Origin of the sequence: Bacillus basilensis (assembly GCF_050630465.1) — a bacterium.
Classification (GTDB): Bacteria; Bacillota; Bacilli; order Bacillales; family Bacillaceae_G; genus Bacillus_A; species Bacillus_A basilensis.
Window position 1 is genome coordinate 1 of record NZ_JBNTQO010000009.1, and the last position, 24,079, is coordinate 24,079.

Here is a 24,079-nt window from a genome sequence, read left to right on the forward strand (position 1 = left end):
GCACTTAAAGTATGTATGATGAATATGTCTAAAATTGCGAATGACCTTCGCTTAATGGCATCAGGTCCACGTGTTGGCTTAGCGGAAATTATGTTACCAGCTCGTCAACCAGGTTCATCTATTATGCCAGGGAAAGTAAACCCTGTTATGCCAGAAGTAATTAATCAAATTGCATTCCAAGTAATTGGTAACGACCATACAATTTGCCTTGCTTCAGAAGCAGGACAATTAGAATTAAATGTTATGGAACCAGTACTTGTTTTCAACTTACTACAATCAATTAGCATTATGAATAACGGTTTCCGTGCCTTTACAGATAGTTGCTTAAAAGGAATTGAAGCGAATGAAGATCGCTTAAAAGAGTATGTTGAGAAGAGTGTAGGAATTATTACAGCCGTGAACCCTCATATCGGTTATGAAGCAGCAGCTCGTGTTGCAAAAGAAGCAATCGCGACAGGGCAATCCGTTCGAGAACTTTGTGTGAAAAATGGTGTATTGTCACAAGAAGATTTAGAGTTAATTCTAGATCCATTCGAAATGACACATCCAGGGATTGCAGGAGCAACACTTTTAAAGAAAAATTAAAAGAAGAGGGGGGACAAGCCCCTCTTTTTTGTTTACAATATAGAAATGCCATATATGAATAGAGGTAGGGATGTTATGAGTAAGTTTACAGTAGCTTCTAATGGTTCATTAGAAACGACATTAAGAGGAGTAGAAGTATTATCAACACCACTTTTAAATAAAGGGGTCGCTTTCACGCAAGAAGAGAGAGAAGAATTAGGTTTAAAAGGGTTATTACCGCCAGCAGTTTTAACATTAGAAGAACAAGCACGCCGAGCATACGAACAATTTTGTTCTCAGCCGGATGATTTATTAAAGAATGTATACTTAACAGCGTTACATGATCGAAATGAAGTATTATTTTATCGTATTTTAACAGATCATTTACGTGAAATGTTACCAATCGTATATACACCAACTGTCGGTGTAGCAATTCAAAGATATAGTCATGAATATCGTAAACCACGTGGTGTGTATTTATCAATTAACGATCCGTCAGGTATTGAAGAAGCATTTGCCAATATCGGTGCAACAGCAGAAAATATCGATTTAGTCGTTGTAACAGATGGAGAAGGTATATTAGGAATTGGTGACTGGGGCGTTGGTGGTATTAACATTGCAATCGGAAAATTAGCTGTTTATACGGCCGCAGTTGGAATCGATCCTAGTCGTGTATTACCGGTAATTTTAGATGTAGGTACAAATCGTGAAGAGTTATTAAATAATCCATTTTATATTGGAAATCGTCACCCTCGTATAACAGGGGAAGCTTATGATGAATTTATTGATACATTTGTTCAAGCGGTAAATAAACAATTCCCGAAAGCACTCTTACATTGGGAAGATTTCAGTTCTCGTAACGCACGAAAAATTTTAGATAAATATCGCCATGACGTGTGTACGTTTAATGATGATATTCAAGGAACAGGTGCAGTTTCGCTTGCTGCTGTATTATCGGCAGTAAAAGCTTCTGGTGTACCGTTAAGCGAACACCGCGTTGTTGTGTTTGGTGCTGGTACGGCTGGAATCGGTATCGCAGATCAAGTTAGAGATGCGATGGTCCGTGTAGGCGTATCAGAAGAAGAATCATATAAGCGTTTCTGGTGTATTGATCGTAACGGGTTAGTTACAGATAACATGGAAGATCTTCTTGATTTCCAAATTCCGTATGCAAGAAAAGAAGCGGAAGTAAGTGAGTGGAAGCAAAATGATGTAATCGGACTTGCTGAAGTTGTGAAGCATGTGAAACCGACAATTTTAATTGGTACATCAACTGTTGCAGGCGCATTTAAAGAAGAGATTATAAAAGAAATGGCTTCTCACGTAGAAAGACCAATCATTTTACCAATGTCGAATCCGACGCCACTTGCTGAAGCAAAACCAGCTGATTTAATCCAGTGGACAGAAGGGAGAGCATTAGTTGCTACGGGAAGTCCTTTTGAACCAGTTACATACAACGGTGTAACGTATGTGATTGGACAATCAAATAATGCACTTATTTTCCCAGGGCTAGGCCTTGGAACAATTGTAGTACGTGCAAGCGTTATGACGGATGGCATGTTCGCAGCAGCAGCTGAAGCAGTTGCAAGCATGGTAGATACAAGTCAGCCAGGAGCACCTATTTTGCCAGAAGTTGAAGAGTTACGTAATATCTCGGAAATGGTTGCAATTGAAGTAGCGAAAGTTGCAGTTGCAGAAGGTGTTGCTAGAGAGAAATTAAGTGATAACGATATTAAGACTGCAGTGAAAGAAGCAATATGGGAACCCGAGTATCGCCAAATAAAAGCGGTAGAAAAGGTTAGAATATAGAAATAAAGCCCGTTTATAAATAATAAGCGGGCTTTCACTTTTATTACTGAAAAAAGAGTATAGGAAGTGGCATCTTTGAATTGGAATGAATTATGGAAGAAAGATATATCCCTTTTAATTATATTAATGGTTGTTGTTCCGATTGCTGGAGAGCTTAATTTTCATCCTTTTAATGATATGTTTCGCGTTAGCTTTGGAACGCCATTATTCTTCTTTTTATTACTATTTTTAAGAAGAATACCAGCAGCCGCTGCAGGTATTCTTGTCGGTATATGTGTTGTTTTATTCCGTGTATGTCTTGACTGGATCATGCAAGGCTCATTTCATATGACAGAATCATTTTATTTGCGCTATCCTGTGTTCTTTTATTATTTTATTTATGGAAGTCTTTTTTCAATTTGTAGGGTGAATAAGTTTCATCAGAATCCGATTGTTATTGGGTGCCTTGGGATTACAATTGAAATTATCGCAAGTATGTCAGAACTAGCGATATATCATATGGTAGTGCTCGGTACAACGATAACAGTTTCTGAAGTGAATAAGTTAATTATTATTGCTATTTTTCGTAGTTTCTTTGCGCTTGGTTTTTTAAATATGATGAATTTGTATGAAACGAAATTAAAAGAATCACAAGTTCGAAAAGAAAATGAAAAAATGTTAATGCACCTTTCAAATTTGTATGTAGAATCAGTTCATTTGAAAAAAACGTTACAAAATGCAGAATTGATTACACAAGAAGCATATGAACTATATCGAAATTTACAGGCAGACGACGATTTCAGTAGTAAAACAGCATTGAAAATAGCAGGAGAAGTGCACGAAATTAAAAAGGATAATCAAAGGATTTTTGCAGGGTTATCTAAACTGTTATTAGATAAAAATGTGGCTGAGTATGTAGAAGGACATGAACTTACAGAAATGATTGTAAGAATAAATGAAAAGTATGCTGAAATGTTAGAGAAAGATATACGTTTTTCTAAACATATAGAAGGTGAGCACGCCGCATATCACGTATATACAGTGCTATCAATCTTTAATAACTTAGTTGCCAATGCAGTTGAAGCAATTGAAGATAGAGGTCTTATTCGTATTAAGTTATATAAACGGGATCAACATGTAACCTTTGAAGTAGTTGACGATGGCCCTGGTATTGCACAAAAGTATAAGAAATTAGTATTTAAGCCTGGGTTTACTTCAAAGTATGATCAAACGGGAACACCGTCCACAGGTATTGGACTTTCTTACATACACGAAATGGTAACAGAGCTTGGCGGAGAAGTAAGGTTAGAAGACAATGAAACTGGAAAAGGGTGTAAGTTTGTCGTTTGTTTACCGGAGTGTAGTTTAAAGCGGGAAGGGGAATAGATTTGTTTTATTATATTGTAGATGATGATGAAGTTTTCCGTTCAATGCTTTCGCAAATTATTGAGGATGGTGATCTTGGGGAAGTAATTGGAGAGTCGGAAGATGGAGCGTTTATTGAAGCAGAACAGCTAAATTATAAAAAAGTGGATATTTTATTTATTGATTTATTAATGCCGATGAGAGACGGCATTGAAACAGTTCGCCAAATAGCGTCTTCATTCACTGGGAAAATTATTATGATTTCCCAAGTGGAATCGAAACAACTCATTGGTGAGGCGTATACACTTGGGGTGGAATATTATATTACGAAACCACTAAATAAAATAGAAGTAGTATCTGTTATACAAAAAGTGATAGAGCGTATTCGTTTGGAACGTTCTATATATGACATTCAAAAATCATTAAATAATGTATTTCAGTGGGAAAAGCCGCAAATGCGTAGTGAAACAGTGCAAGAAGGAAAAAAGATATCAGATTCAGGACGCTTTTTACTATCAGAACTCGGTATTGCGGGAGAGAACGGAAGTAAAGATTTACTTAGTATGCTGGAATATTTATATGGACAAGAAAAGGCGCAAACATTTGAATTTGGATTTCCTGCGTTAAAAGATATCTTTCACCAAATCACATTAAAAAAATTAGATCATATAGCTTCGGATGCAGATATAGAGAAGGAGAAAAAAGCATCTGAACAACGTGTAAGAAGAGCGATTTATCAATCATTGAATCATTTAGCTTCCCTCGGACTAACAGACTTTTCAAATCCGAAATTTGAAAGTTATGCTCCGAAGTTTTTTGATTTCACTGTAGTTAGAAAACGGATGACAGAAATGACAAAGGATGAAATAGCAACTTCTGGCCACATACGAATTAATACGAAAAAATTTATTCAAGTGTTGTATTTTGAGGCGAAACGGTTGATGGAGATAGAGTGAAAAGGTGCTTATAAAAAAGCATCTTTTTTTGTTCAATCAACATTTTATATTTTCTCGTGGAGCATGTAAAATGTTAAGTAAGAGAAAATGGTTTTACATTAAGGAAGTGTCAAAACAATGAGTTTTACATTAAATAAATCGATTATTAAAGAAGTATGCGGAGAGACCTCATATAAAAGAGGCGAAGCTTATTATAAAGCAAATAAAGTAATCGTGAATCATTATGATGAAAATAAAGAAATTTGCGAGGCGACGGTAAAAGGGAACGAGGATTTCCATGTTACAGTAGAAAAAGCTAAAAAAGGTGATGTAGTTGCGAGATGCAGTTGTCCTTCATTAGCGTCTTTTCAAACGTACTGTCAACATGTTGCAGCCGTATTAATACAAATCAACTATAATCAGCAAACAGGTGGAATGGGCTCTGTTAGTAGCAGAAATGATCAATTAACAAACGGGATGTTTCAGCTGTTTGCAGACAAACCACTGAGACCAAAAAGTAAACAACATCGTTTTGATACACGTGAAATAGTAGATGTGGAGTTTATATGTTCACCAGTAGCGACGAAAAGTGGTGGGGCTCTTCTTGGAATTCAATTGAAACTTGCCAAAGTGTATTTCATAAATCATATTAGAGAATTTCTTTCTAAAGTGGAGAAAAGAGAAACTTTTCATTGTTCCAATGAATTTACATACACGCCAGATGTACACAGTTTTAAACAAGAAACAGACGCGATTATACAACAACTCATTAAAATATATCATAACGAAAAAATGTATGAAGATGCACTAGAAGTACATGCGAAACAAGATGAAAGTATGATATTTATACCGCCAGCTTCGTGGAATGATATGCTCTCTTCACTTTCTAAAGTTGAACATGTAAAGCTGAAACAAAGTGAGCAATTGTTTCATGGCTTACAAATTTCAAAAGGTTTATTGCCATTACATTTTGAGTTCACGAAAGGGAATAATGGCGGGTTTACACTTCATATAGACGGCCTAAATCATGTTCAAGTTATGGAGATGTATAACAACGCTCTTTACGATGGGAAATTATATCATTTACCTATGGAAGATTGTATGCGACTTATTGAACTACAAAAGATGATGAGTCGCTCAAATAGCAATCAGTTTTATATTCCTGAAACTAAGATGGAACATTTCGTAGGGAAAGTTGTGCCTGGATTAATGAAACTTGGAACGGTACGCATTGATGAAGTAATATCAGATCGGGTTGAAACGCCTTCGCTAAAAGCGAAATTGTATTTAGATCGCGTGAAAAATCGTTTGTTAGCAGGTCTCGAATTCCATTATGGAAACGTCATGATTAATCCGCTAGAAGAGGACGGACAGCCGTCTGTTTTTAATCGTGATGAGAAAAAGGAAAAAGAAATTTTAGACATTATGAGTGAAAGTGCCTTTGCGAAAACAGAAGGTGGTTATTTTATACATAATGAAGAGGCTGAGTATAACTTTTTATATCATGTCGTTCCAACGTTAAAAGGTTTAGTTGATATTTATGCGACGACAGCAATCAAATTACGAATTCATAAAGGGGATACAGCTCCTCTTATTAGGGTGAGAAGAAAAGAAAGAATTGATTGGCTGTCATTTCGTTTTGATATAAAAGGAATACCGGAAGCGGAAATTAAAGGTGTATTAGTCGCTCTTGAAGAGAAACGCAAATATTACCGATTAGCGAATGGTTCTTTATTATCACTAGAGGGCAAAGAATTTAATGAAATTAATCAGTTTGTAAAAGAATCGGGTATTCGAAAAGAATTTTTACATGGGGAAGAAGTGAATGTTCCACTTATTCGAAGTGTGAAATGGATGAACGGACTTCACGAAGGTAATGTTTTAAGTTTAGATGGGTCTGTTCAAGATTTAGTGGAAAGCATTCAAAATCCCAAAAAATTAAAGTTTACAGTGCCGCAAACTTTAAATGCTGTAATGAGAGAGTATCAAGTATACGGATTCGAGTGGATGAAAACACTTGCATATTACCGTTTGGGCGGTATTTTAGCAGATGATATGGGACTTGGAAAAACGCTGCAAAGTATTGCTTATATAGATTCTGTGTTGCCAGAAATTCGAGAAAAGAAACTACCTATATTAGTCGTTTCTCCATCGTCTCTAGTTTACAACTGGTTAAGCGAGTTGAAAAAATTCGCGCCGCATATTAGAGCAGTTATTGCAGATGGAAATCAAGCGGAAAGACGAAAAATCTTAAAAGACATAGCGGAATTTGATGTCGTAATTACGTCATATCCATTACTGAGAAGAGATATAAGATCGTATGCGAGGCCGTTTCATACACTATTTCTTGATGAAGCACAGGCGTTTAAAAATCCTACAACGCAAACTGCAAAAGCAGTGAAAACAATTCAAGCTGAATATCGTTTCGGACTAACGGGAACGCCTGTAGAAAATTCATTAGAAGAGCTATGGTCTATCTTTCATGTCGTATTTCCAGAATTATTACCAGGAAGAAAAGAATTCGGTGATTTAAGGCGTGAAGATATTGCGAAGCGCGTAAAACCTTTCGTATTAAGACGATTAAAAGGGGACGTATTACAGGAGCTTCCAGATAAAATAGAACATTTACAGTCATCGGAATTATTACCAGATCAAAAGAGACTATATGCTGCTTATTTAGCGAAATTAAGGGAAGAAACGTTAAAGCATTTAGACAAAGATACGTTACGTAAAAATAAAATTAGAATTTTAGCTGGTTTAACGAGATTGCGACAAATTTGTAATCATCCTGCTTTATTCGTTGATGATTACAAGGGGAGCTCAGCTAAATTTGAACAACTGCTAGAAATACTAGAGGAATGCAGAAGTACTGGTAAGAGAATTTTAATCTTTTCTCAATTTACGAAGATGCTGTCCATTATTGGTCGTGAGTTAAATCGTCAAGCGATTCCATACTTTTATTTAGACGGAAATACACCTTCGCAAGAACGAGTAGAGCTATGTAATCGATTTAACGAAGGAGAAGGGGATCTATTTCTCATTTCATTAAAAGCTGGTGGTACGGGTCTTAACTTAACGGGTGCCGATACGGTTATTTTATACGATTTATGGTGGAATCCAGCTGTTGAACAACAAGCGGCAGATCGGGCATATCGAATGGGACAAAAAAATACAGTACAAGTTATTAAATTAGTAGCACACGGAACAATTGAGGAAAAAATGCATGAACTGCAAGAGAGTAAGAAAAATTTAATTGCTGAAGTGATTGAGCCGGGAGAAGAGAAATTATCATCCATCACGGAGGAAGAAATTCGAGATATTTTAATGATTTAATATAAAAAGCTATGCCTTCAAACGTATGAGGGCATAGCTTTTTTGTTGTAATAATTATATTTTGTTTTGTACAAAGTAAAGAAATCAAATGTTATTTAGATTATTTCTTTGTACCTTTACTTTTGTATGGCTTTGCAGCTTGCTTTTTCTTTGCGCTTGATTGCCAACGGTTCCACCCTTTACTTCCTGTACCTTGTCCTACACCTTTTTTCGGTTTTGCTTTCGTTTTACTCATATGATCACTCCGTTATATAAAAATCTAATTTGATAATAGTCAATGATTTAGAAAATACTCTTTATAAATGACTATATTTGCTTTAAGTAAAAAAACTGCTTGAATGCTATAGTATATCATGAATTTGTAAGTAAACTGAAAGGAATTACAAAGAAAATGAAAATAATACGAAATACTGCGGATTCTATATTTCGAACAATTACATTAATTGTTGTATATACGTTAGTTTCAGTTAGTGAGACAGTGTTTGGAATGTCTAGGCAAAAGAAATAAAGAAGTTATATTGGAAACAATCAATAAAGCCATAAAATAAAGAATTGAAAAATATTTTAAAACTTTTTGTTGACTTTCTTTGTTTTTTGTATAGAATAATTATTAATAAAATGTTTCAGAGATGTGACAACAAAACGACTATGAAAGGACGAGTAGTAGTAGGACGTAGTCTAAGCGAGTCAGGGGTGGTGTGAGCCTGATACGAAGCCTATTATGAAGAACCTCCTGGAGTTGCTAACCGAAACCCTTTATAGGAAAGTAGACTTAGCCGGGAACTTCGCCGTTACAAGAAGAACAGTATCGAGATATTTCATCTCCGTATTGTATAAGTGAGCAACCTCTGTTGCTAATTTGGGTGGTACCGCGGAACCAAAGCCTTTCGTCCCAGTTTTTTGGGAAAGAAGGGCTTTTTTTGTTGGCTTCTTTTCACAACATCCAAACATTTTAGGAGGAAACCACCATGTATCAATCATTAATGACAGTAAGAGAGACTCAAATCGCAATTAAGGAAGTTAAAACATTTTTCGAGGATCAATTAGCAAAACGCCTTGAACTATTCCGCGTATCTGCACCATTATTCGTAACGAAAAAATCAGGATTAAACGATCACTTAAACGGTGTAGAACGTCCAATTGAATTTGATATGTTACATTCAGGAGAAGAATTAGAAATTGTTCATTCACTAGCGAAGTGGAAAAGATTCGCATTACATGAATACGGATATGAAGCTGGTGAAGGTTTATATACAAACATGAACGCAATCCGTCGTGATGAAGAACTTGATGCAACACATTCCATTTACGTTGATCAATGGGATTGGGAAAAAATCGTTCAAAAAGAATGGCGTACTGTAGATTACTTACAACAAACAGTACAAACAATTTATGGAATATTCAAAGATTTAGAAGGTCACTTATTTGAAAAATATCCGTTCCTTGGAAAGTATTTACCAGAAGAAATCGTGTTCGTTACTTCTCAAGAACTAGAAGATAAATATCCAGAATTAACACCGAAAGATCGTGAACATGCAATTGCGAAAGAACACGGTGCAGTTTTCATTATCGGAATTGGTGATGCACTTCGTTCAGGTGAAAAGCATGACGGACGCGCAGCTGATTATGATGATTGGAAATTAAACGGTGATATTCTATTCTGGCACCCAGTACTACAAGCTTCGTTCGAATTATCATCAATGGGAATTCGTGTTGATAGTAAATCACTTGATGAGCAGTTAACGAAAACTGGTGATGACTTTAAACGTGAGTATGATTTCCATAAAGGTATATTAGAAGATGTACTACCATTAACAATTGGTGGTGGTATTGGACAATCAAGAATGTGCATGTACTTCTTACGTAAAGCACATATCGGTGAAGTGCAATCTTCTGTATGGCCTGATGATTTACGTGAAGCTTGCAAGAAAGAAAACATTCATCTGTTTTAATTAATATAAATGTGAGGGAGAGTAGCTTGAAAATAGAGTTACTCTCCCTTTTTTATTGTGTAAACTAGTGGTTTGCAGTGGGTGTTACTAATGGTTTCTTTCTTTTTTATCTCCTTTTATGTAATAATTTGTTAAAGGAGGGGACGTTATGAGCTTAGGAGAACAGTTAAAAAAACTACGAGAGTCAAAGGGATTTTCACAAGAGGATGTTACGATAGATGAGTTAATAAAAGGGAATCAAAGCTTTAAAGAGAAAATACATATTGATGAAGAAGATGAGGGTTTTGAGAAAGGGAATGAATTTGGTTTTTATATTGGATGTAGTTTGCTAATTTTAAGTGCTTTCATTGATTATGAAGGAGTTCAAGAGATTTTATTAGGAGTTTCCCTATTCATGATGGTATTTTACTCGGATGTGAAGAAAGTTATTTTGAATGAATATAGATCGTTTTTTCATGGAAAAGAGCGGTAAAATATAAAATGAGAAGGGTCAGTTATATTTCCTAGGAAAGGATATAACGAATAATAAAATCATTTTATATTGATTTTAGGATATTGATAATATGTTAAAGAACGATTTGGATAGAGTCTTGAAATCTATATGTAAAATGATAATATATTTTTAAAAGCTCAAACAAGTATAACCACGTTCTAAAGTTAGGACGTGGTTAATAATATAGTGGTTTAATTTATAATACATCACTTACTTGTTACCGAGTTCTTCCGCTAAACCGATTAAAATGCCTTCGGTTCCCCGAATGTAACAGACACGATACGAGTTCTCGTACTGAACTACTTCGCCAACGAGCTGAGCACCATGTTTAGTAAGTCTGGATACCATTTCGTCAATGTCTTCAACGGTGAACATGACGCGTAAATAACCGAGGGCGTTTACAGGAGCTGTCCGGTGATCTGCTATAGTAGGCGGGGTGAGAAATCGCGAAAGTTCAATTCGACTATGGCCATCTGGCGTAACCATCATAGCAATCTCTACGCACTGAGAACCGAGTCCTGTTACACGACCAGCCCATTCACCTTCGACAGTTGCTCTACCTTCGAGTTTCAAACCAATCTCCTCGAAGAAAGAGATTGCATTATCAAGGGATTCTACAACGATGCTAACATTGTCCATTCTTAGTAATCTGTTGTTTGCCATAGTCTTTATCTCCTTATATGTATAAATTTATTATATAATTATCCTCATAATTATACTAAAATCTCTTCTAAACAAAAAACACCTTGTCACAGTGTAGGAAAATGTGACAAGGTGTTTTCGGGTATAAGTATATAATATCTTGTTAACGAACAACACTTCAAAAATCTTCTGCTATTGAGGTACGCATGAACTTTATTTCGTAAATGTTATTATGTTCAAGTAGTTTTAAAAATTTGATACTGTAGTTGTTATTCGATAGAACAATTTTGACTTTCTCGCAAAACATTCCTATTCTATTTTTATTTATATAGGAAGGAACTAGATTCATATAATTTGTTTTAAGTTTTACGAGTGGAAATTAACTCATCTGCACTAAAGGCTCAATTTTCGCCATAAATGATTGGTGCAGCGCCTCGACACCTGTTACTAAGTGAAGGCGATCAATAACGACAGACACTTTAATTTCTGATGTACTTACCATTTTAATATGAATATCTTCTTCTTTTAAAGTAGTGAACATATTCGCAGCAACACCAGGATTAGAGACCATACCAGATCCTACAATTGATACTTTTGCTAAATGATTTTCATATTCTACTGATTCATAGTGAAGTGCCTCTTTGTTTTGTTCCAATACTTCTAAAGTCTCTCTTAAATCATTAGAGTGGATGGAGAAGGAGAGATGAACAGTTCCTTCATTTGTAATACTTTGAATGATGATATCTACATTAATATGTGCCGCTGCTAATGTAGAGAAAACAGTTGAAAGCGAGCCTTGTTCCAATCCTTTCACTGTGATACGTGTAATATTATCTTCAAATGCAATACCTTTAACGATTGATTGTTGTTCCATGTTACATTCTCCTTTTACAATTGTTCCATTTTCTTGTTCCATACTTGAGCGAACTTCTAAAATGACATTATGATTTTTAGCAAACTCAACAGCACGCGGGTGTAATACACCAGCACCGAGGTTTGCAAGTTCTAACATTTCGTCATAAGAAATTTCATCTAATTTATAAGCATCTTTTACAACTCGTGGATCCGTCGTATATACGCCGGTCACATCTGTGTAAATATCACATTTTTTTGCGTTCAGTGCAGCAGCTAATGCAACAGCAGTTGTATCAGAACCACCTCGTCCAAGCGTTGTAATTTCAAAATCTTCACTGACTCCTTGGAAACCAGCTACAATAACAATCGTGCCTTTAGTAAGATAAGACTGAATTCGATCCGTATTAATTTCAGTAATCCGTGCACTACTATGTACAGATTCTGTCGTAATACCAGCTTGCCATCCTGTTAATGAAATCGCGTTATAACCTTTTGCTTGTAATGCCATCGTTAATAATGAAATAGTCACTTGCTCTCCTGTTGATAGAAGCATATCCATTTCGCGTTTACTCGGATTTTCTGTAATAGCGTTAGCAAGTGCTACAAGTTCATCTGTACTTTTTCCCATTGCCGAAACGACAGTGACGATACTATGTCCTCGTTCATATTCTTCAATAATTAAATTTGCTACATGTTGAATGCGCTCAACGCTTCCGACAGAAGTGCCACCAAATTTTTGTACAATCATTTCCATTACGAATTCCTTCTTTCATCCATTTTTAAGAATAGATTAGGACATATATAAATCCCAATATTCCTGTAGTTACCAGAGAAAAACAAAAAACACCATCTCAAATAAGTGAGGATGGTGCTGTTACAGGAAAAGGGAAACAGAAAACGGAGCTAATAAAAAAACCGCCAAAAAAGGAATACCATAAAAATGATAGCTCTTTTTTGTAGATAGCTCTTCATACGTACACGTCTGTACATATGACAGTTCTGTTTCTATTCGAAAACAGCCCCAATCGATATATGCAGAGAAATGTATCGATTTCGGCAATACTTCCTTTCATCTAATTTCCTAGACATCTCTGTGTCTCCATTAGAATACTCATAAGTATCGCAACCTCTATCTCACGTTTTAGGCGAGAGTGTTTGATTTATGAAGTTGTTGGTAACATTTGTTTTATAATAATTTAAATTTTTCGTGGAATCAAGTGTTTTATATATATTTTAAAAATTCTTTCTATTACTGAGAAAGTTTGTGAAAAATGTAGCAAAATAAATTTATTACATGTACATTAACATTATAGTCCATTGGAGGTGGAAGAATGCAGAGGAAAAAGCCTATTTATGTTTCGGCAGAAATGAAAACAACAATGGAGAAATTATGGGAGTATACGCAAGAACCAGATTTACATACAGAATGGGATGCTCGCTTTACTGAAATTTCATATTTAGAGAAAAAAGAAGGAGAACCACAGAAGTTTTTATATAAAACAAAAATCGGATTTGGACTTGAAATAGCTGGGGAAGGGGAATCGATAGGTGAAATAAGAAAAGAAACAGGTGAAAGAATTTCTTCTTTAAAATTTTGGACAGACAATCAATTATCACTTATACAAATTGGACGTGGTTATTGGAAGTATACACCGCGTAAAAAATACATTCATTTTGAGACGCAATATGATTATGATACTAGGTATGGTCGTCTAGGGAATGTAATAGATTCATGTATTTTTCGACCGTTATTAGGCTGGGCGACTGCTTGGAGTTTTGATGCTTTAAAAATATGGTTAGAAAAAGGACTGCATCCTAGGTTGCTAATGAGAAGAACGATGACATATTGGATCGTATGTTTTTTATTTGCATTTGTATGGATGTATCAAGGAATAGTGCCGAAACTAGTGTTTACTCATTCAGAAGAAGTAAAAATGCTCTCTGTGATGATTGGTTCAACTTCACATAGTATTTTTGTACTTAAAATAATTGGAATACTAGAAATTATTTTTGGTATCATATGGCTGTTACCATTTCCAAAACGAAAAGTATTTATAGTACATATTTTTATGTTAATAGCCTTAACGCTAGTGGCAGGCTTTACGAATATCGCAAGCTTTACAGAGCCGTTTAATCCAATTACATTAAACGTTCTACTAATGGGGTTATCGATTGTCGGTTATATAAATAGTTTTGATTTACCAAGTGCAAAAAATTGCAAGAGGAAGAGAAAGGGATAGTGTATGGCTAATATTTATGAAAAACTATTAGGAGATTCTTATAAAAAACTTCATCCGAAATTACAGAAACGCTATGAGATTACAGAAGAAAATAGCTTTACTGGAGAAGGAAAGATGGATGAAATTTACGGTGGTTCTTTTTTCGTAAAATTAATATTAAAAATTGCATCGAAGTTTCGAATGTTTTTCTCTGAGAGAGGTAAGGAAGTGCCATTTACAATACATAATACCGCTGAGCGTGATGAACATGGACATGAACTTGTGCGGTGGAATCGTACTTTTTATTTTCATAATAAGAAAAGATATTTTAATGCGGTAATGAAAATTGATGAAAATGAAATTGTAGATTATTTTGGTGAACCACATATACTCGTCTCTACATTAAATTTTCATATTGATGAGTTAGGGGCAATGCATATTTCTTCGAAGAAACAATGGTTTTGTATGTTTGGAAGAAAAATCTCTTTACCGAAACTTTTATATGGGGAGGCAAAAATTGTTGAAAGTTATGATGACGAATTACAATGTTTTCGAATTCATGTTCAAGTAAGAAATCCGTTAATGGGTTCGCTATTTTCATATAAGGGAACATTTGTGGAAAGGAAATAAATGATATGAAAAATATAATAGTCGGGCTTGCTTGTTATATTATTTTTCTAATATGTGAGTGGTCAAATGTAAACCCAGTTGAAGCAATTATTTTATTATCTATTTTGTTATTTATACCGATGTCATTTTGCATTATTGATAAGAAAATAAGAAATGGATCGTATGTACTCTTTTATAAATTTGTATCGATTTTATATCCAATCGCAGCAATTAGTGCAATGCTGGCTTTCGTAACAAATCACTTTTTCTTTGCGCTACTTTGGTTTGTATACACAGGAATTGTTGCGTTATTTGGTATAAATAGATTACTAGAAAGAGGATGTAAACCGTTAGAAGAGACAGCTATCGATAGTGCGTTTATTTATTTGTTTTTAGGTGGTTTCTGGTTTTTTGCTTCTGTAGCAAAGATTTCGATTATGCAGTTTACTTCTGACATTGTTTTACTCACAGCTGCACACTTTCATTATTCGGCGTTTCTATTGCCATTATCAGCTGGTTTAATAGGGCGGAAGAGAGAAAAGAGCAGTAAAGTATATGATGCGATTATGTCTATCATTGTCATTTCACCTATGACAGTTGCGATTGGAATTACATACTCAAGGGTATTTGAGTTTTTTGCAGTGTGCCTATATTTATGTGCGATTTATGGGTATGGGATTTATGTTTGGCGCACGAAATTTAATGCTATCAGCGCAAAAATCCTCCTAGTCATATCGTCTAGTACACTCATGGTAACAATTATGTTTTCACTTATATACTCGTATGGGAATTTGAAACATGTAATGACGATTACAATTGCTCAAATGGTTTGGATTCACGGTGTTGTTAACGGAATTGGAGTAGCATTACCGGCATTTGTCGGCTGGATGATTGAAAAGAGTGCTCCGAATTATAAATACTACGGGAAACCAATGAGCAGGTTAAGAGGAAATGTGAAAATTGGTGAGGTGTTTTTACATAGTAGAAATTTAGTAGAAAGTAAGGAATACACAGGTTTAGTTGATAATATGAAGGATTTTCATAGTGAGGCATTTGACACGGACAAGATTCCTGTAAGTATTATTCGTTTTTATGAAAATACAAAAGAGTATGAGTTACAAGCGCATATTAAATGGACTCGTTGGTTTCGCCCCTTTGCATTTTGTTATGAGAAAATGAGTAAGCGTGTAGGACAAATACATTTAGGAATGGGCGACAAGTGGGAAACGATGCATGGTTCTATCCTAGGGGTAATAGATGAGAAGGATGGAAGAGAGAATGTAAGGGCTTGGCTAAGAAAAAATGAAGCAGGAGAGTCTATTTTTGCAGCTCTTTACTCAAAACATACATATAAGAATGAGACGTATATGAATATCGGATTACCTTTACCATATTCGAATATGACGGGGGTTTTGAAATTATGTAATAGGAGTAATGATTTAATTATTACTAGTAAGCTGAGAAGAAATGGTAAGGGAGATGAGGGGATTTATTTACACACTCGCTACTTTACAATCCGTTTACCGTTAGCAGAGACATTTATTATTAAAGAGGGCGCAAATCAAATATTAGAAGCTAACCATAAAATGTGGATATTCGGAATCAAGTTTTTAGAAATTGATTATGAGATTAAGAGATTAGAGGAGAAGTAAGAAAAACTTGGAGAGATTCCAAGCTTTTTATGTATGGGTAATGGTCATAGCAACTTGTTTATCTAAGTCATTGTCCCAAACACGTTGAATTTCAAACGTACCTTTTTCAAAAAATAATGGAAATCTTTCTTTAAACCAATCTTGCATAGGGAGATTTAGTGCTGTATCGATTGGTACCCATAATAATTCGCCTTCAGGAGGATTCAAAAGGAGTTCACCTTCAACTGAATCTGTCCAATAGTTAAATACCATATATCGAACATTTTCTTTCGGGTTTACGTATTCATCTAATCCCTTAAAAATTAAATTTGAAACAAGTAATCCAGTTTCTTCTTCTACTTCTCGCTTAGCAGCTTGAACGATACTTTCTGGAAAATCCACTTTACCGCCAGGAGCGATGTAACCAGGGAAGCCTAGATGATTGGGGCGCTGTATTAGCAATACGTCGTTATTTCGCTGAATCATACTCATTGTATACATACGGTGTTCTATATCTTTCCAATTCTTGCTCATATGAATCTCTCCTCTTATAAAACCTTATAGTTTTTAACTATAGTTACTTATGACAAAAAATACAATAATAATACAAAATTATACAAATTTCAATTGACTATTACTAATTTTCAGAACTATAATTAGTCTGTTATATAAATACATTGTACTTGAGAGGGGAATATGTTCTATGAAAAATAGAATAATTGCAGCAGGAATAATTGCAGTTAGTATATTATCTTATTCATCTAGTAGTTTCGCACAAACAAAAAAATTTCCAGATGTCCCAGCTAAACATTGGGCAGAAGATTCTATTTACTATTTAGTAGATAAGGGTGCAGTTACGGGTAATGATAAAGGAATGTTTGAGCCAGGAAAAGAAATCACTCGTGCAGAAGCCGCTACAATGATGGCTAAAATCTTAAACTTACCAATCGATACAAATGCTAAACCATCCTACGCTGATTCTCAAAAACATTGGGCTACTCCAATAATCGCAGCAGTAGAAAAAGCTGGTGTTGTTAAAGGTACAGGCAATGGATTTGAGCCAGATGGAAAAATCGACCGCGTTTCAATGGCATCTCTTATTGTAGAAGCTTACAAATTAGAGTCTAAAGTAAACGGTACTCCAGCAACTAAATTCAAAGATTTAGAAACATTAAACTGGGGTAAAGAAAAAGCTAACATCCTAGTTGAATTAGGAATCTCTGTTGGTACTGGTGATAAATGGGAACCTAAAAAAATTCTAACTAAAGCAGAAGCCGCTCAATTTATTAAAAATGCAGATTCCCTTAAAATAGGTAACCCTTTATTAGAAAAGGTAGTTATTATTGATCCTGGTCATGGAGGATTTGATCCAGGGAATCCAGGGCAAGGTGTAGAGGAAAGTAAAATTGTATTTGATACATCTTTAAGATTACAGAAGTTGCTAGAAAAAAATACACCTTTAAGACCTTTGTTAACACGTGAAGAGAACGGAAATCCAGGAAGTAACAAAAATGAATCTCTTGCGAATCGAGTGAAATTTGGTCAAGAGAACAATGCAGATATATTTGTAAGCATTCATGCAAATTCTTCTGAAAATCATAATGGTCATGGAACGGAAACATATTATTATAAAAAATCCAAGCGTGGAGAAGAGACACAGATTGAAAAGGATAGTGAAGTATTAGCGAAGAAAATTCAAACACGAGTAGTAGAAGCACTACATACAAGAGATAGAAATATAAAAGACAATCACTCACTTTATGTAGTAAATAATAATACAGTACCAGCAGTTTTAACAGAGCTTGCTTTTATTGATAATAATATAGATAATGGTAAATTAGCTACTGAATCAGGAAGACAAATTGCTGCTGAGGCAGTTTATGCTGGGATTTTAGATTATTATGAGTGGAAAGGTTTCGATGTTGCAAAATATCGTTTAGCTAAATAACAATGCTGATTGCTAAGCCCATCGTCTACATAGAGGTGGGCTTTTTTGTGAGTTTATGTAATTTTGTATCGGAATAAAAAGATATATCGTATTATGCTGATTATGAATAAAATAATGGTAGATTAGTTTATTTTTATCACGTATACTTTTACTGTTGACTATTTAAGAGTTTGTTAGTTTAATAGGGAAAATTATACGATAAAGGGAGGCAAGTTAACACGGGACAAGCATATACATAACGTGTTAAAAAATTTATGAAAAAAGTTATTTCTAATGTGTTAGCAGTGACAGTCGCACTTCAAGTAGTGATGGCTCCAGCAACTTCGTTTGCATCTACAAAAGAATTTCCAGACGTTCCGAAAAATCATTGGTCATTTGAAGCGATTACTGATTTAACGTCAAAAGGGGTTATTGCAGGGTACGATAATGGTAAATTCGGGTTCGGAGATGTTGTAACTCGTGAGCAAGTAGCAGCATTAATGTATCGCGTATTAAAACCAGAAGCAAAAAGCGATTATAAAAATCCATACTCTGATATTAGCGCAGGAACGACGATGTTCCCAAAAGAAATCTTGGCATTGACAGATATGGGGATTTTCGTAGGTGATGGTAAAGGGACATTTAGGCCGAAAGAGTCGTTAACTCGTGCTGAGATGGCAGTAATTATACAGAATGCTTTTAAGTTTAAAATAAAGGCTCAACATACGTTTAATGATGTACCAAGCACGCATTGGGCAAATGATGCAGTTAGTGCATTAGAATCTAACGGCATTACAGCAGGTAACGGAGCAGGTGCATTTAATCCAACTAGTGTTTTAACACGTGAAGAATATGCACAATTTTTATTTAATGCTATGGCATCGTATATCAATCTAGATATAACGTTACCATCTAATATAACAGCACAAGAGATTGATAATTTTATTGAAAAATGGCATCCTGACAGTCCTCTTATTGGAACTGGAAAAGATTTTATTCAAGCACAAAATGAGTACGGTGTGAGCGCATTATACTTAGCTGCACATGCAATCTTAGAATCTGGATACGGGAAATCAGAAATTGCATATCGTAAACATAATCTATTTGGACTAAAGGCATTTGATTGGGATCCATTTGGCTATGCGAAATATCTACCGTCTTACGGGCATAGTATTTCGTACAATGCTGATTATGTAAGAAAGAACTACTTAGAAGAAGGTGCTAATCATTTCAATGGTTACACGTTACCTGCTATGAATGTTAAGTATGCAACAGATAAAGAATGGGCTGGTAAAATCGCTAATATTATGGAGCGTATTAAACCGTTTAACAAGAAAGATTATCAAAATGTAAAACGATTATCGAAAAACCCTAATACATTAAATGTAAATGCACTAGGTGAAGCGATTCCATATAAAGATTATGCAAAAGGTGCAACAGCTACTATTCAATTAGTAGGTTCTTACTATCAAGTACCATATCCATTTGGCTATACAATTAAGAGTGTACCAAATATTACACAAAATGAAGTTGGAAAATTAGAAAATGGTAAGAAAGTAAATGTATATCGCGAAGATCCAAACGGCTTTGTAGAATTTTCATTTGAAAATACTCAAGAAAAGTATTGGACATTGAAGAAGAACTTAAAAATATAAATAAAAAAGGTGTTTTCACTTATGAAAACACCTTTTTTATTTATATTTAACATGTAATATTTTTAGATTCATTATGAGTTTCTTTTTTTATGTTTTTACCAATCATTAAACCGTTTCATATATAATTAAAAGTATTAAAGATTGAATTTTCTGTTTTAATTTTAGTGTTAACTTAATTTGAAAAGAGGAGAGATATATGCAAGGAGAAATACCAACAGAGAAAAGTTTAAGTTATATCGGTAAATTATTATTACCAGTTAAAGTATCACCACACTTTAAGTTTTTATGGATTGGACAATTACTCTCGACTTTAGGTAGTTCAATAACTATGGTCATACTGCCAATTGTTGTATATTCATTAACTGGTTCAACAGTTGTAATGGGCATGACTATGGCAATGTACATGCTTCCTAATATTCTTGCATTACCGTTTGCTGGATTAGTCGTAGATCGGATTGATCGGGTGAAAGTAATGTTATTTACAGATATCATTCGCTGCATATTAATGCTATTACTTGCAATACTTATATTTATGGATGTTTTAACAATCCCACTTCTATATGTACTCGTAGCATTATATGGGCTTATGGAAGGCATATTTCAGCCAGCGTATGCGGCCGTAAGAGCGAAAGTATTTGTACCGGAAATTCGAAATGCAGCTAATGCATTAACTCAAATGAGTAATCAAGGCATACGACTAATTGGACCGGCCCTTGGAGGCTTGATCGTTTCAGTTGCCTCTGCCGGAATAGGGTTTGGACTGGATGCAGTAACGTATTTGCTATCATTTTTCTGTTTACTATTTTTAAGAGAAATAAAGTTTAAAAAAGTAAAACCTATTGAAAAGAGTAAGATTGTTTACAAACAAGAGTTTATGGAAGGGGTTTTCGTTTTAAAAAGTCATCCGTGGCTATGGATTACAATTTTAGTCTTTTCTTTCATAAATATTTGTTATGCAGGAATTATCGTCGTATTAATTCCATGGCTATTTAATGTTCATCATCATTTTGAAGCATACGTATATGGACTAGGAATCGCATCTTCTGGTGTTGGAGCTGTAATTGCCGCGCTAATATTTGGCGGGAGGGAACGGTGGAGTAAGCGAGGATTACTTGCTTATGGTGGTGTTTTAATAAGTGGTTGCGCACTTCTAATAATGCCGTTTATTGCTTGGGCACCTGTTTTAATTGGATTAATGGCAATTGAAGGGTTCGGTATGATGGTATTTGGACTCATTTGGGAAACAAGTTTACAAGAGCTTGTGCCAGAAGAAGCCTTTGGGAGGGTAGCAAGCCTTGATATGTTAGGATCTTTTGCTTTATTACCATTAGGATATGTAGTTGTTGGCTGGTTAGCAAATGTAATAGGTGGCGAGATAACGATTATAACACTAGCTATTTTAGTACTTGTAACAATTGGAGTAGCATTATGTGTGCCGAGTATTCGAAGATTTGATTGATGATATAAGAGGAGGGGGAACGATTTATATGATTATAGAAGATTTGAAAGATATAGTCGCAAAGGAATTAGACAACCAATATACTTTGCAGGAAAAGATCTTTGAAGCAAAAAATTTCACAGTCTATATTGCTACCCATAGAGAAAATAAGCTAGCATATAACCAACTAGTATTAATAAAACATTTTGTAACGAAAAGCCTTCCGTGCATATTTGGCATAAGAAAATTAGCACCGATGTAACAAAACTGGACATCACAAAAGAAGTGACAGAAGCAATTCAATCTGGTTTTGTAAATGAAGAGTAAGCCCTAATCAAATTAGGGCTTACTCTTCATTAAACACAAATGTTTCTTTCATTTGTTTCCCCTCATTTACCGGATGACCGTTGTAAGAGAAATCCTTTTCTTCCCAAGTGATGACGACTTTGAAATTATGGCTGTTAAAGTCTAATGGGAATACGATGTAGTCAGAGCTTGTCTGGCTTTTAGAAATGTTTATATTAGGTGTGGCAGGTTTAATAGTAGCTTTAGAAGTGGCATTGTTATCAAGTATTTCTACAGATACATTGGATACATCACTCCCAATGTTTTTAACGAGTAAACGATATGTATCATACACGCCTTGTTTTGGCTGCAATGCTTGCTTGTTTGCGTTATGAGATTTGTCAATTTCGATATACCACTGTTTTGACTTTGATTCAATTGGTAGTGATTGAAATGTGTATGCACTAGCTTGTATTGGTAGTGTTAAACAGATTAGTGCAAAGAAAGAAAATATTTTTCGTTTCATTTTTAGAGAGCTCCCATTCTGTAACGGATTTATTTATTATTATCTTCTCTTTATGTGAGTATATACCACATAATGTAAGGTGATATTTATGGCACTCATGAATGTAATTTACATTTTAAATGCAAAAATTTGTTTTAATATTCCGTTGAACACATCTTATATTATAGGTGCAGTTATTATGGTGATATTAACTGCTGTATTCTTTATGAAAGCTGTGTAGAGATTTTTCTACACAGCTTTTTCTGATGGGAAATTTTTCCGATGATATGTTAAAATAACATTATCATACAACAAGGGGGATTTGTTTTATGGAAAATGGACATCTTGCTAAAGTAGATTTGACGAAAAGAATTGAATCGAAATCTAAATACAATAAGAAACTTGAAAAATATCAAAGGCGCTTATTAGCGCTGCAGCAAATTGTAAAAGAAGAAAAAATCGCTGTTATGCTCGTTATGGAAGGCTGGGATGCGGCTGGAAAAGGCGGAGCGATTAAACGAGTGACGGAACACCTTGATCCGCGTGGTTTTCAAGTAAATCCAATTGGAGCACCAGCACCTCATGAAAAACGGTACCATTACTTGCAACGTTTCTGGCGGAAACTTCCTCAGTACGGGCAAATTACTATTTTTGATCGCTCATGGTACGGTCGTGTGTTAGTTGAGCGTGTTGAAGATTTTGCTACAAAGGAAGAGTGGACGAGAGCGTATGATGAGATTAATTACTTTGAAAAACTATTAACAGATGACCATTATATAATCGGGAAGTTTTTCTATCATATTAGTAAAGATGAACAGTTAAAGAGGTTTAAAGATAGAGAGAAAAATCCTTTGAAAAGATGGAAAATTACAGACGAAGACTGGCGTAATCGTGAAAAATGGGACGAGTATGTTGAAGCAATGGAAGAAATGTTTGAAAAAACAAATAAGCCAAATGCGAAATGGCAAATTATCGCGAGTAATGATAAATTATACGCTCGTTTGAGAACATTGAAAGTGATTATTTCATTAATTGAGGATTACCTCTTAGATCATAATATAGAATTACCTTCGTATTATTATGAGATAAAAGAAGGTAAGACAGAAGAGTTTGGAACGAATCAAGATGTAGTTGTAAAATAGTACAAAGTTTGTTTATGAAATATAAAGTAGAAAAACCCTGTAATTTTGAACAATAAAATTACAGGGTTTTTTTATTTAGAAACATTTTACAAATAACAGAATAAGGTATATAATCAATAATCATATTAACAATGTTAATATGATTATTGATTATATACTATGCGGGGGTCTTATTTTGAAAGGAAGAGATGTTGTTTTAGGCTTGTTAATGGGAAAAGAATTGTCTGGTTATGATATTAAAATTGTGTTTGAAGACGTATTTACTCATTTCTTTGATGGAAGTTTTGGGATGATCTATCCAACGTTACGTCAGTTGGAAAAAGAGGGGAAAATAAAAAAAGAAGTTGTTATGCAAGAAGGGAAACCGAATAAGAAAATGTACTTTATTACAGATGCAGGGCGTGAAGAGTTTTATCAATACATGCAAACGCATGTAGAGAAAGATGTTTTACGTTCAGATTTTTTAATGAGGATGTATTTCGGTAATTACAGCGATGATCAGACGATAAAAAAATGGATTAAGGACGAAATTGAAAGGAAAGAAGCATACATTGCGGATCTACGTCTGAAATATGAAAAGTGGAGAGAAGGTATTACTTTTGTTGAGGAAATTTCACTTGATGTAGGAATCGCATCGTATAGTGCTCAAGTAGAGACTTTGAAAAGAAAACTAGAGCAACTAGAAGCAAAAGAACACAATAAAATGGAAGAGTGAAAAAACGTTCATAATAAATAAAGGGG

Annotated in this window: 20 protein-coding genes, 2 pseudogenes, 1 riboswitch and 1 other annotated feature; of the genes and pseudogenes, 17 read left to right on the forward strand and 5 right to left on the reverse strand. The window is 34.7% G+C overall.

The genetic code is table 11. The features are described 5' to 3' along the window. The 5 genes from ACQVV1_RS17575 to ACQVV1_RS17595 form a co-directional block, all read left to right on the forward strand. Positions 1-585, forward strand: a 585-nt coding sequence (locus ACQVV1_RS17575) for a lyase family protein (protein ID WP_431169277.1), incomplete at its 5' end; no start/stop codon positions are given. Between the two features lie 75 nt (positions 586-660). Next, positions 661-2,373, forward strand: coding sequence for an oxaloacetate-decarboxylating malate dehydrogenase (gene malS / locus ACQVV1_RS17580; protein ID WP_242251373.1), 1,713 nt, complete (start codon positions 661-663; stop codon positions 2,371-2,373). Between the two features lie 66 nt (positions 2,374-2,439). Next, positions 2,440-3,738: a sensor histidine kinase gene (locus ACQVV1_RS17585; protein WP_431169279.1), complete on the forward strand. Its 1,299-nt coding sequence runs from the start codon at positions 2,440-2,442 to the stop codon at positions 3,736-3,738. 2 nt (positions 3,739-3,740) lie between these two features. After that, positions 3,741-4,673, forward strand: a complete 933-nt coding sequence (locus ACQVV1_RS17590) for a response regulator (RefSeq protein WP_242251377.1) — start codon at positions 3,741-3,743, stop codon at positions 4,671-4,673. A gap of 117 nt (positions 4,674-4,790) precedes the next feature. Further along, positions 4,791-7,985, forward strand: coding sequence for an SNF2 helicase associated domain-containing protein (locus tag ACQVV1_RS17595; protein WP_242251378.1), 3,195 nt, complete (start codon positions 4,791-4,793; stop codon positions 7,983-7,985). A gap of 100 nt (positions 7,986-8,085) precedes the next feature. Here ACQVV1_RS17595 and ACQVV1_RS17600 read toward each other — a convergent pair whose 3' ends face one another. Beyond that, positions 8,086-8,220, reverse strand: coding sequence for a DUF3934 domain-containing protein (locus tag ACQVV1_RS17600; protein WP_063222638.1), 135 nt, complete (start codon positions 8,218-8,220; stop codon positions 8,086-8,088). A 404-nt stretch (positions 8,221-8,624) separates the two neighbouring features. Continuing rightward, positions 8,625-8,883 (forward strand) — a binding site (T-box leader). Positions 8,884-8,953: 70 nt separating this feature from the next. Between ACQVV1_RS17600 and asnA the strand changes: the two genes are divergently transcribed. Further along, positions 8,954-9,937 carry an aspartate--ammonia ligase gene (gene asnA, locus ACQVV1_RS17605; RefSeq protein WP_242251382.1) on the forward strand — a complete coding sequence of 328 codons (984 nt, stop codon included), beginning with the start codon at positions 8,954-8,956 and terminating at the stop codon, positions 9,935-9,937. A gap of 148 nt (positions 9,938-10,085) precedes the next feature. Then, positions 10,086-10,409 (forward strand): RodZ family helix-turn-helix domain-containing protein, encoded by a 324-nt coding sequence (locus ACQVV1_RS17610; protein ID WP_242251384.1) that lies wholly within the window; start codon positions 10,086-10,088, stop codon positions 10,407-10,409. A 231-nt stretch (positions 10,410-10,640) separates the two neighbouring features. On the opposite strand, the gene ACQVV1_RS17615 is transcribed toward ACQVV1_RS17610, so the two are convergent. Together ACQVV1_RS17615 and ACQVV1_RS17620 are read right to left on the reverse strand one after the other, a co-directional pair. Continuing rightward, complete coding sequence (locus ACQVV1_RS17615) at positions 10,641-11,093, reverse strand: VOC family protein (RefSeq protein ID WP_309259982.1); 453 nt, start codon at positions 11,091-11,093, stop codon at positions 10,641-10,643. A gap of 358 nt (positions 11,094-11,451) precedes the next feature. Beyond that, positions 11,452-12,681 (reverse strand): aspartate kinase, encoded by a 1,230-nt coding sequence (locus ACQVV1_RS17620; RefSeq protein WP_309259983.1) that lies wholly within the window; start codon positions 12,679-12,681, stop codon positions 11,452-11,454. Positions 12,682-12,880: 199 nt separating this feature from the next. After that, a riboswitch (Lysine riboswitch) is annotated at positions 12,881-13,067 on the reverse strand. Between the two features lie 191 nt (positions 13,068-13,258). On the opposite strand from ACQVV1_RS17620, the gene ACQVV1_RS17625 reads away from it, so the two are divergent. The 3 genes from ACQVV1_RS17625 to ACQVV1_RS17635 are packed head-to-tail and all read left to right on the forward strand — an operon-like array spanning position 13,259 to position 16,407. Then, complete coding sequence (locus tag ACQVV1_RS17625; RefSeq protein WP_242251391.1) at positions 13,259-14,167, forward strand: DoxX-like family protein; 909 nt, start codon at positions 13,259-13,261, stop codon at positions 14,165-14,167. Positions 14,168-14,170: 3 nt separating this feature from the next. Further along, the gene (locus ACQVV1_RS17630) at positions 14,171-14,776 is read left to right on the forward strand and encodes a DUF4166 domain-containing protein (RefSeq protein WP_242251392.1); all 606 of its coding nucleotides are present in this window, start codon (positions 14,171-14,173) and stop codon (positions 14,774-14,776) included. A gap of 5 nt (positions 14,777-14,781) precedes the next feature. Next, on the forward strand, positions 14,782-16,407 hold the full coding sequence (locus ACQVV1_RS17635) for a YndJ family protein (protein ID WP_309259984.1): 1,626 nt from the start codon (positions 14,782-14,784) through the stop codon (positions 16,405-16,407). Between the two features lie 27 nt (positions 16,408-16,434). On the opposite strand, the gene ACQVV1_RS17640 is transcribed toward ACQVV1_RS17635, so the two are convergent. After that, positions 16,435-16,920, reverse strand: a complete 486-nt coding sequence (locus tag ACQVV1_RS17640; RefSeq protein WP_242251394.1) for an 8-oxo-dGTP diphosphatase — start codon at positions 16,918-16,920, stop codon at positions 16,435-16,437. 169 nt (positions 16,921-17,089) lie between these two features. Here ACQVV1_RS17640 and ACQVV1_RS17645 point away from each other — a divergent pair, with 169 nt between their 5' ends. From ACQVV1_RS17645 to ACQVV1_RS17660, 4 genes and pseudogenes are all read left to right on the forward strand, one after another. Continuing rightward, complete coding sequence (locus ACQVV1_RS17645) at positions 17,090-18,334, forward strand: N-acetylmuramoyl-L-alanine amidase (protein ID WP_242251395.1); 1,245 nt, start codon at positions 17,090-17,092, stop codon at positions 18,332-18,334. 254 nt (positions 18,335-18,588) lie between these two features. Then, entirely contained in the window at positions 18,589-19,968 is a 1,380-nt protein-coding gene (locus tag ACQVV1_RS17650; RefSeq protein WP_242251396.1) for an S-layer homology domain-containing protein, read from the forward strand. Positions 19,969-20,164: 196 nt separating this feature from the next. Next, on the forward strand, positions 20,165-21,427 hold the full coding sequence (locus ACQVV1_RS17655) for an MFS transporter (RefSeq protein ID WP_309259985.1): 1,263 nt from the start codon (positions 20,165-20,167) through the stop codon (positions 21,425-21,427). Positions 21,428-21,455: 28 nt separating this feature from the next. Next, positions 21,456-21,733: pseudogene (locus ACQVV1_RS17660) on the forward strand (hypothetical protein). 19 nt (positions 21,734-21,752) lie between these two features. Here ACQVV1_RS17660 and ACQVV1_RS17665 read toward each other — a convergent pair. Continuing rightward, positions 21,753-22,217, reverse strand: coding sequence for a hypothetical protein (locus tag ACQVV1_RS17665; protein WP_242251398.1), 465 nt, complete (start codon positions 22,215-22,217; stop codon positions 21,753-21,755). An 82-nt stretch (positions 22,218-22,299) separates the two neighbouring features. Here ACQVV1_RS17665 and ACQVV1_RS17670 point away from each other — a divergent pair. The 3 genes and pseudogenes from ACQVV1_RS17670 to ACQVV1_RS17680 all read left to right on the forward strand — a co-directional run. Beyond that, positions 22,300-22,437: pseudogene (locus ACQVV1_RS17670) on the forward strand (carbon starvation CstA family protein); the annotation flags it as partial. 88 nt (positions 22,438-22,525) lie between these two features. Continuing rightward, on the forward strand, positions 22,526-23,338 hold the full coding sequence (locus tag ACQVV1_RS17675; protein WP_242251399.1) for a polyphosphate kinase 2 family protein: 813 nt from the start codon (positions 22,526-22,528) through the stop codon (positions 23,336-23,338). Positions 23,339-23,513: 175 nt separating this feature from the next. Then, positions 23,514-24,053, forward strand: coding sequence for a PadR family transcriptional regulator (locus ACQVV1_RS17680; protein ID WP_063222653.1), 540 nt, complete (start codon positions 23,514-23,516; stop codon positions 24,051-24,053). Positions 24,054-24,079 lie beyond the last annotated feature (26 nt).

Excerpts from the sequence above, each read along its gene's own strand:
- ACQVV1_RS17595 (WP_242251378.1), top strand. The coding sequence starts at position 4,791 with ATGAGTTTTACATTAAATAAATCGATTATTAAAGAAGTATGCGGAGAG.
- asnA (WP_242251382.1), top strand. The coding sequence starts at position 8,954 with ATGTATCAATCATTAATGACAGTAAGAGAGACTCAAATCGCAATTAAG.
- malS (WP_242251373.1), top strand. The coding sequence starts at position 661 with ATGAGTAAGTTTACAGTAGCTTCTAATGGTTCATTAGAAACGACATTA.
- ACQVV1_RS17620 (WP_309259983.1), bottom strand. The coding sequence starts at position 12,681 with ATGGAAATGATTGTACAAAAATTTGGTGGCACTTCTGTCGGAAGCGTT.
- ACQVV1_RS17650 (WP_242251396.1), top strand. The coding sequence starts at position 18,589 with ATGAAAAAAGTTATTTCTAATGTGTTAGCAGTGACAGTCGCACTTCAA.
- ACQVV1_RS17625 (WP_242251391.1), top strand. The coding sequence starts at position 13,259 with ATGCAGAGGAAAAAGCCTATTTATGTTTCGGCAGAAATGAAAACAACA.
- ACQVV1_RS17665 (WP_242251398.1), bottom strand. The coding sequence starts at position 22,217 with ATGAAACGAAAAATATTTTCTTTCTTTGCACTAATCTGTTTAACACTA.
- ACQVV1_RS17675 (WP_242251399.1), top strand. The coding sequence starts at position 22,526 with ATGGAAAATGGACATCTTGCTAAAGTAGATTTGACGAAAAGAATTGAA.
- ACQVV1_RS17640 (WP_242251394.1), bottom strand. The coding sequence starts at position 16,920 with ATGAGCAAGAATTGGAAAGATATAGAACACCGTATGTATACAATGAGT.
- ACQVV1_RS17645 (WP_242251395.1), top strand. The coding sequence starts at position 17,090 with ATGAAAAATAGAATAATTGCAGCAGGAATAATTGCAGTTAGTATATTA.
- ACQVV1_RS17615 (WP_309259982.1), bottom strand. The coding sequence starts at position 11,093 with ATGGCAAACAACAGATTACTAAGAATGGACAATGTTAGCATCGTTGTA.
- ACQVV1_RS17600 (WP_063222638.1), bottom strand. The coding sequence starts at position 8,220 with ATGAGTAAAACGAAAGCAAAACCGAAAAAAGGTGTAGGACAAGGTACA.
- ACQVV1_RS17655 (WP_309259985.1), top strand. The coding sequence starts at position 20,165 with ATGCAAGGAGAAATACCAACAGAGAAAAGTTTAAGTTATATCGGTAAA.
- ACQVV1_RS17635 (WP_309259984.1), top strand. The coding sequence starts at position 14,782 with ATGAAAAATATAATAGTCGGGCTTGCTTGTTATATTATTTTTCTAATA.
- ACQVV1_RS17610 (WP_242251384.1), top strand. The coding sequence starts at position 10,086 with ATGAGCTTAGGAGAACAGTTAAAAAAACTACGAGAGTCAAAGGGATTT.
- ACQVV1_RS17630 (WP_242251392.1), top strand. The coding sequence starts at position 14,171 with ATGGCTAATATTTATGAAAAACTATTAGGAGATTCTTATAAAAAACTT.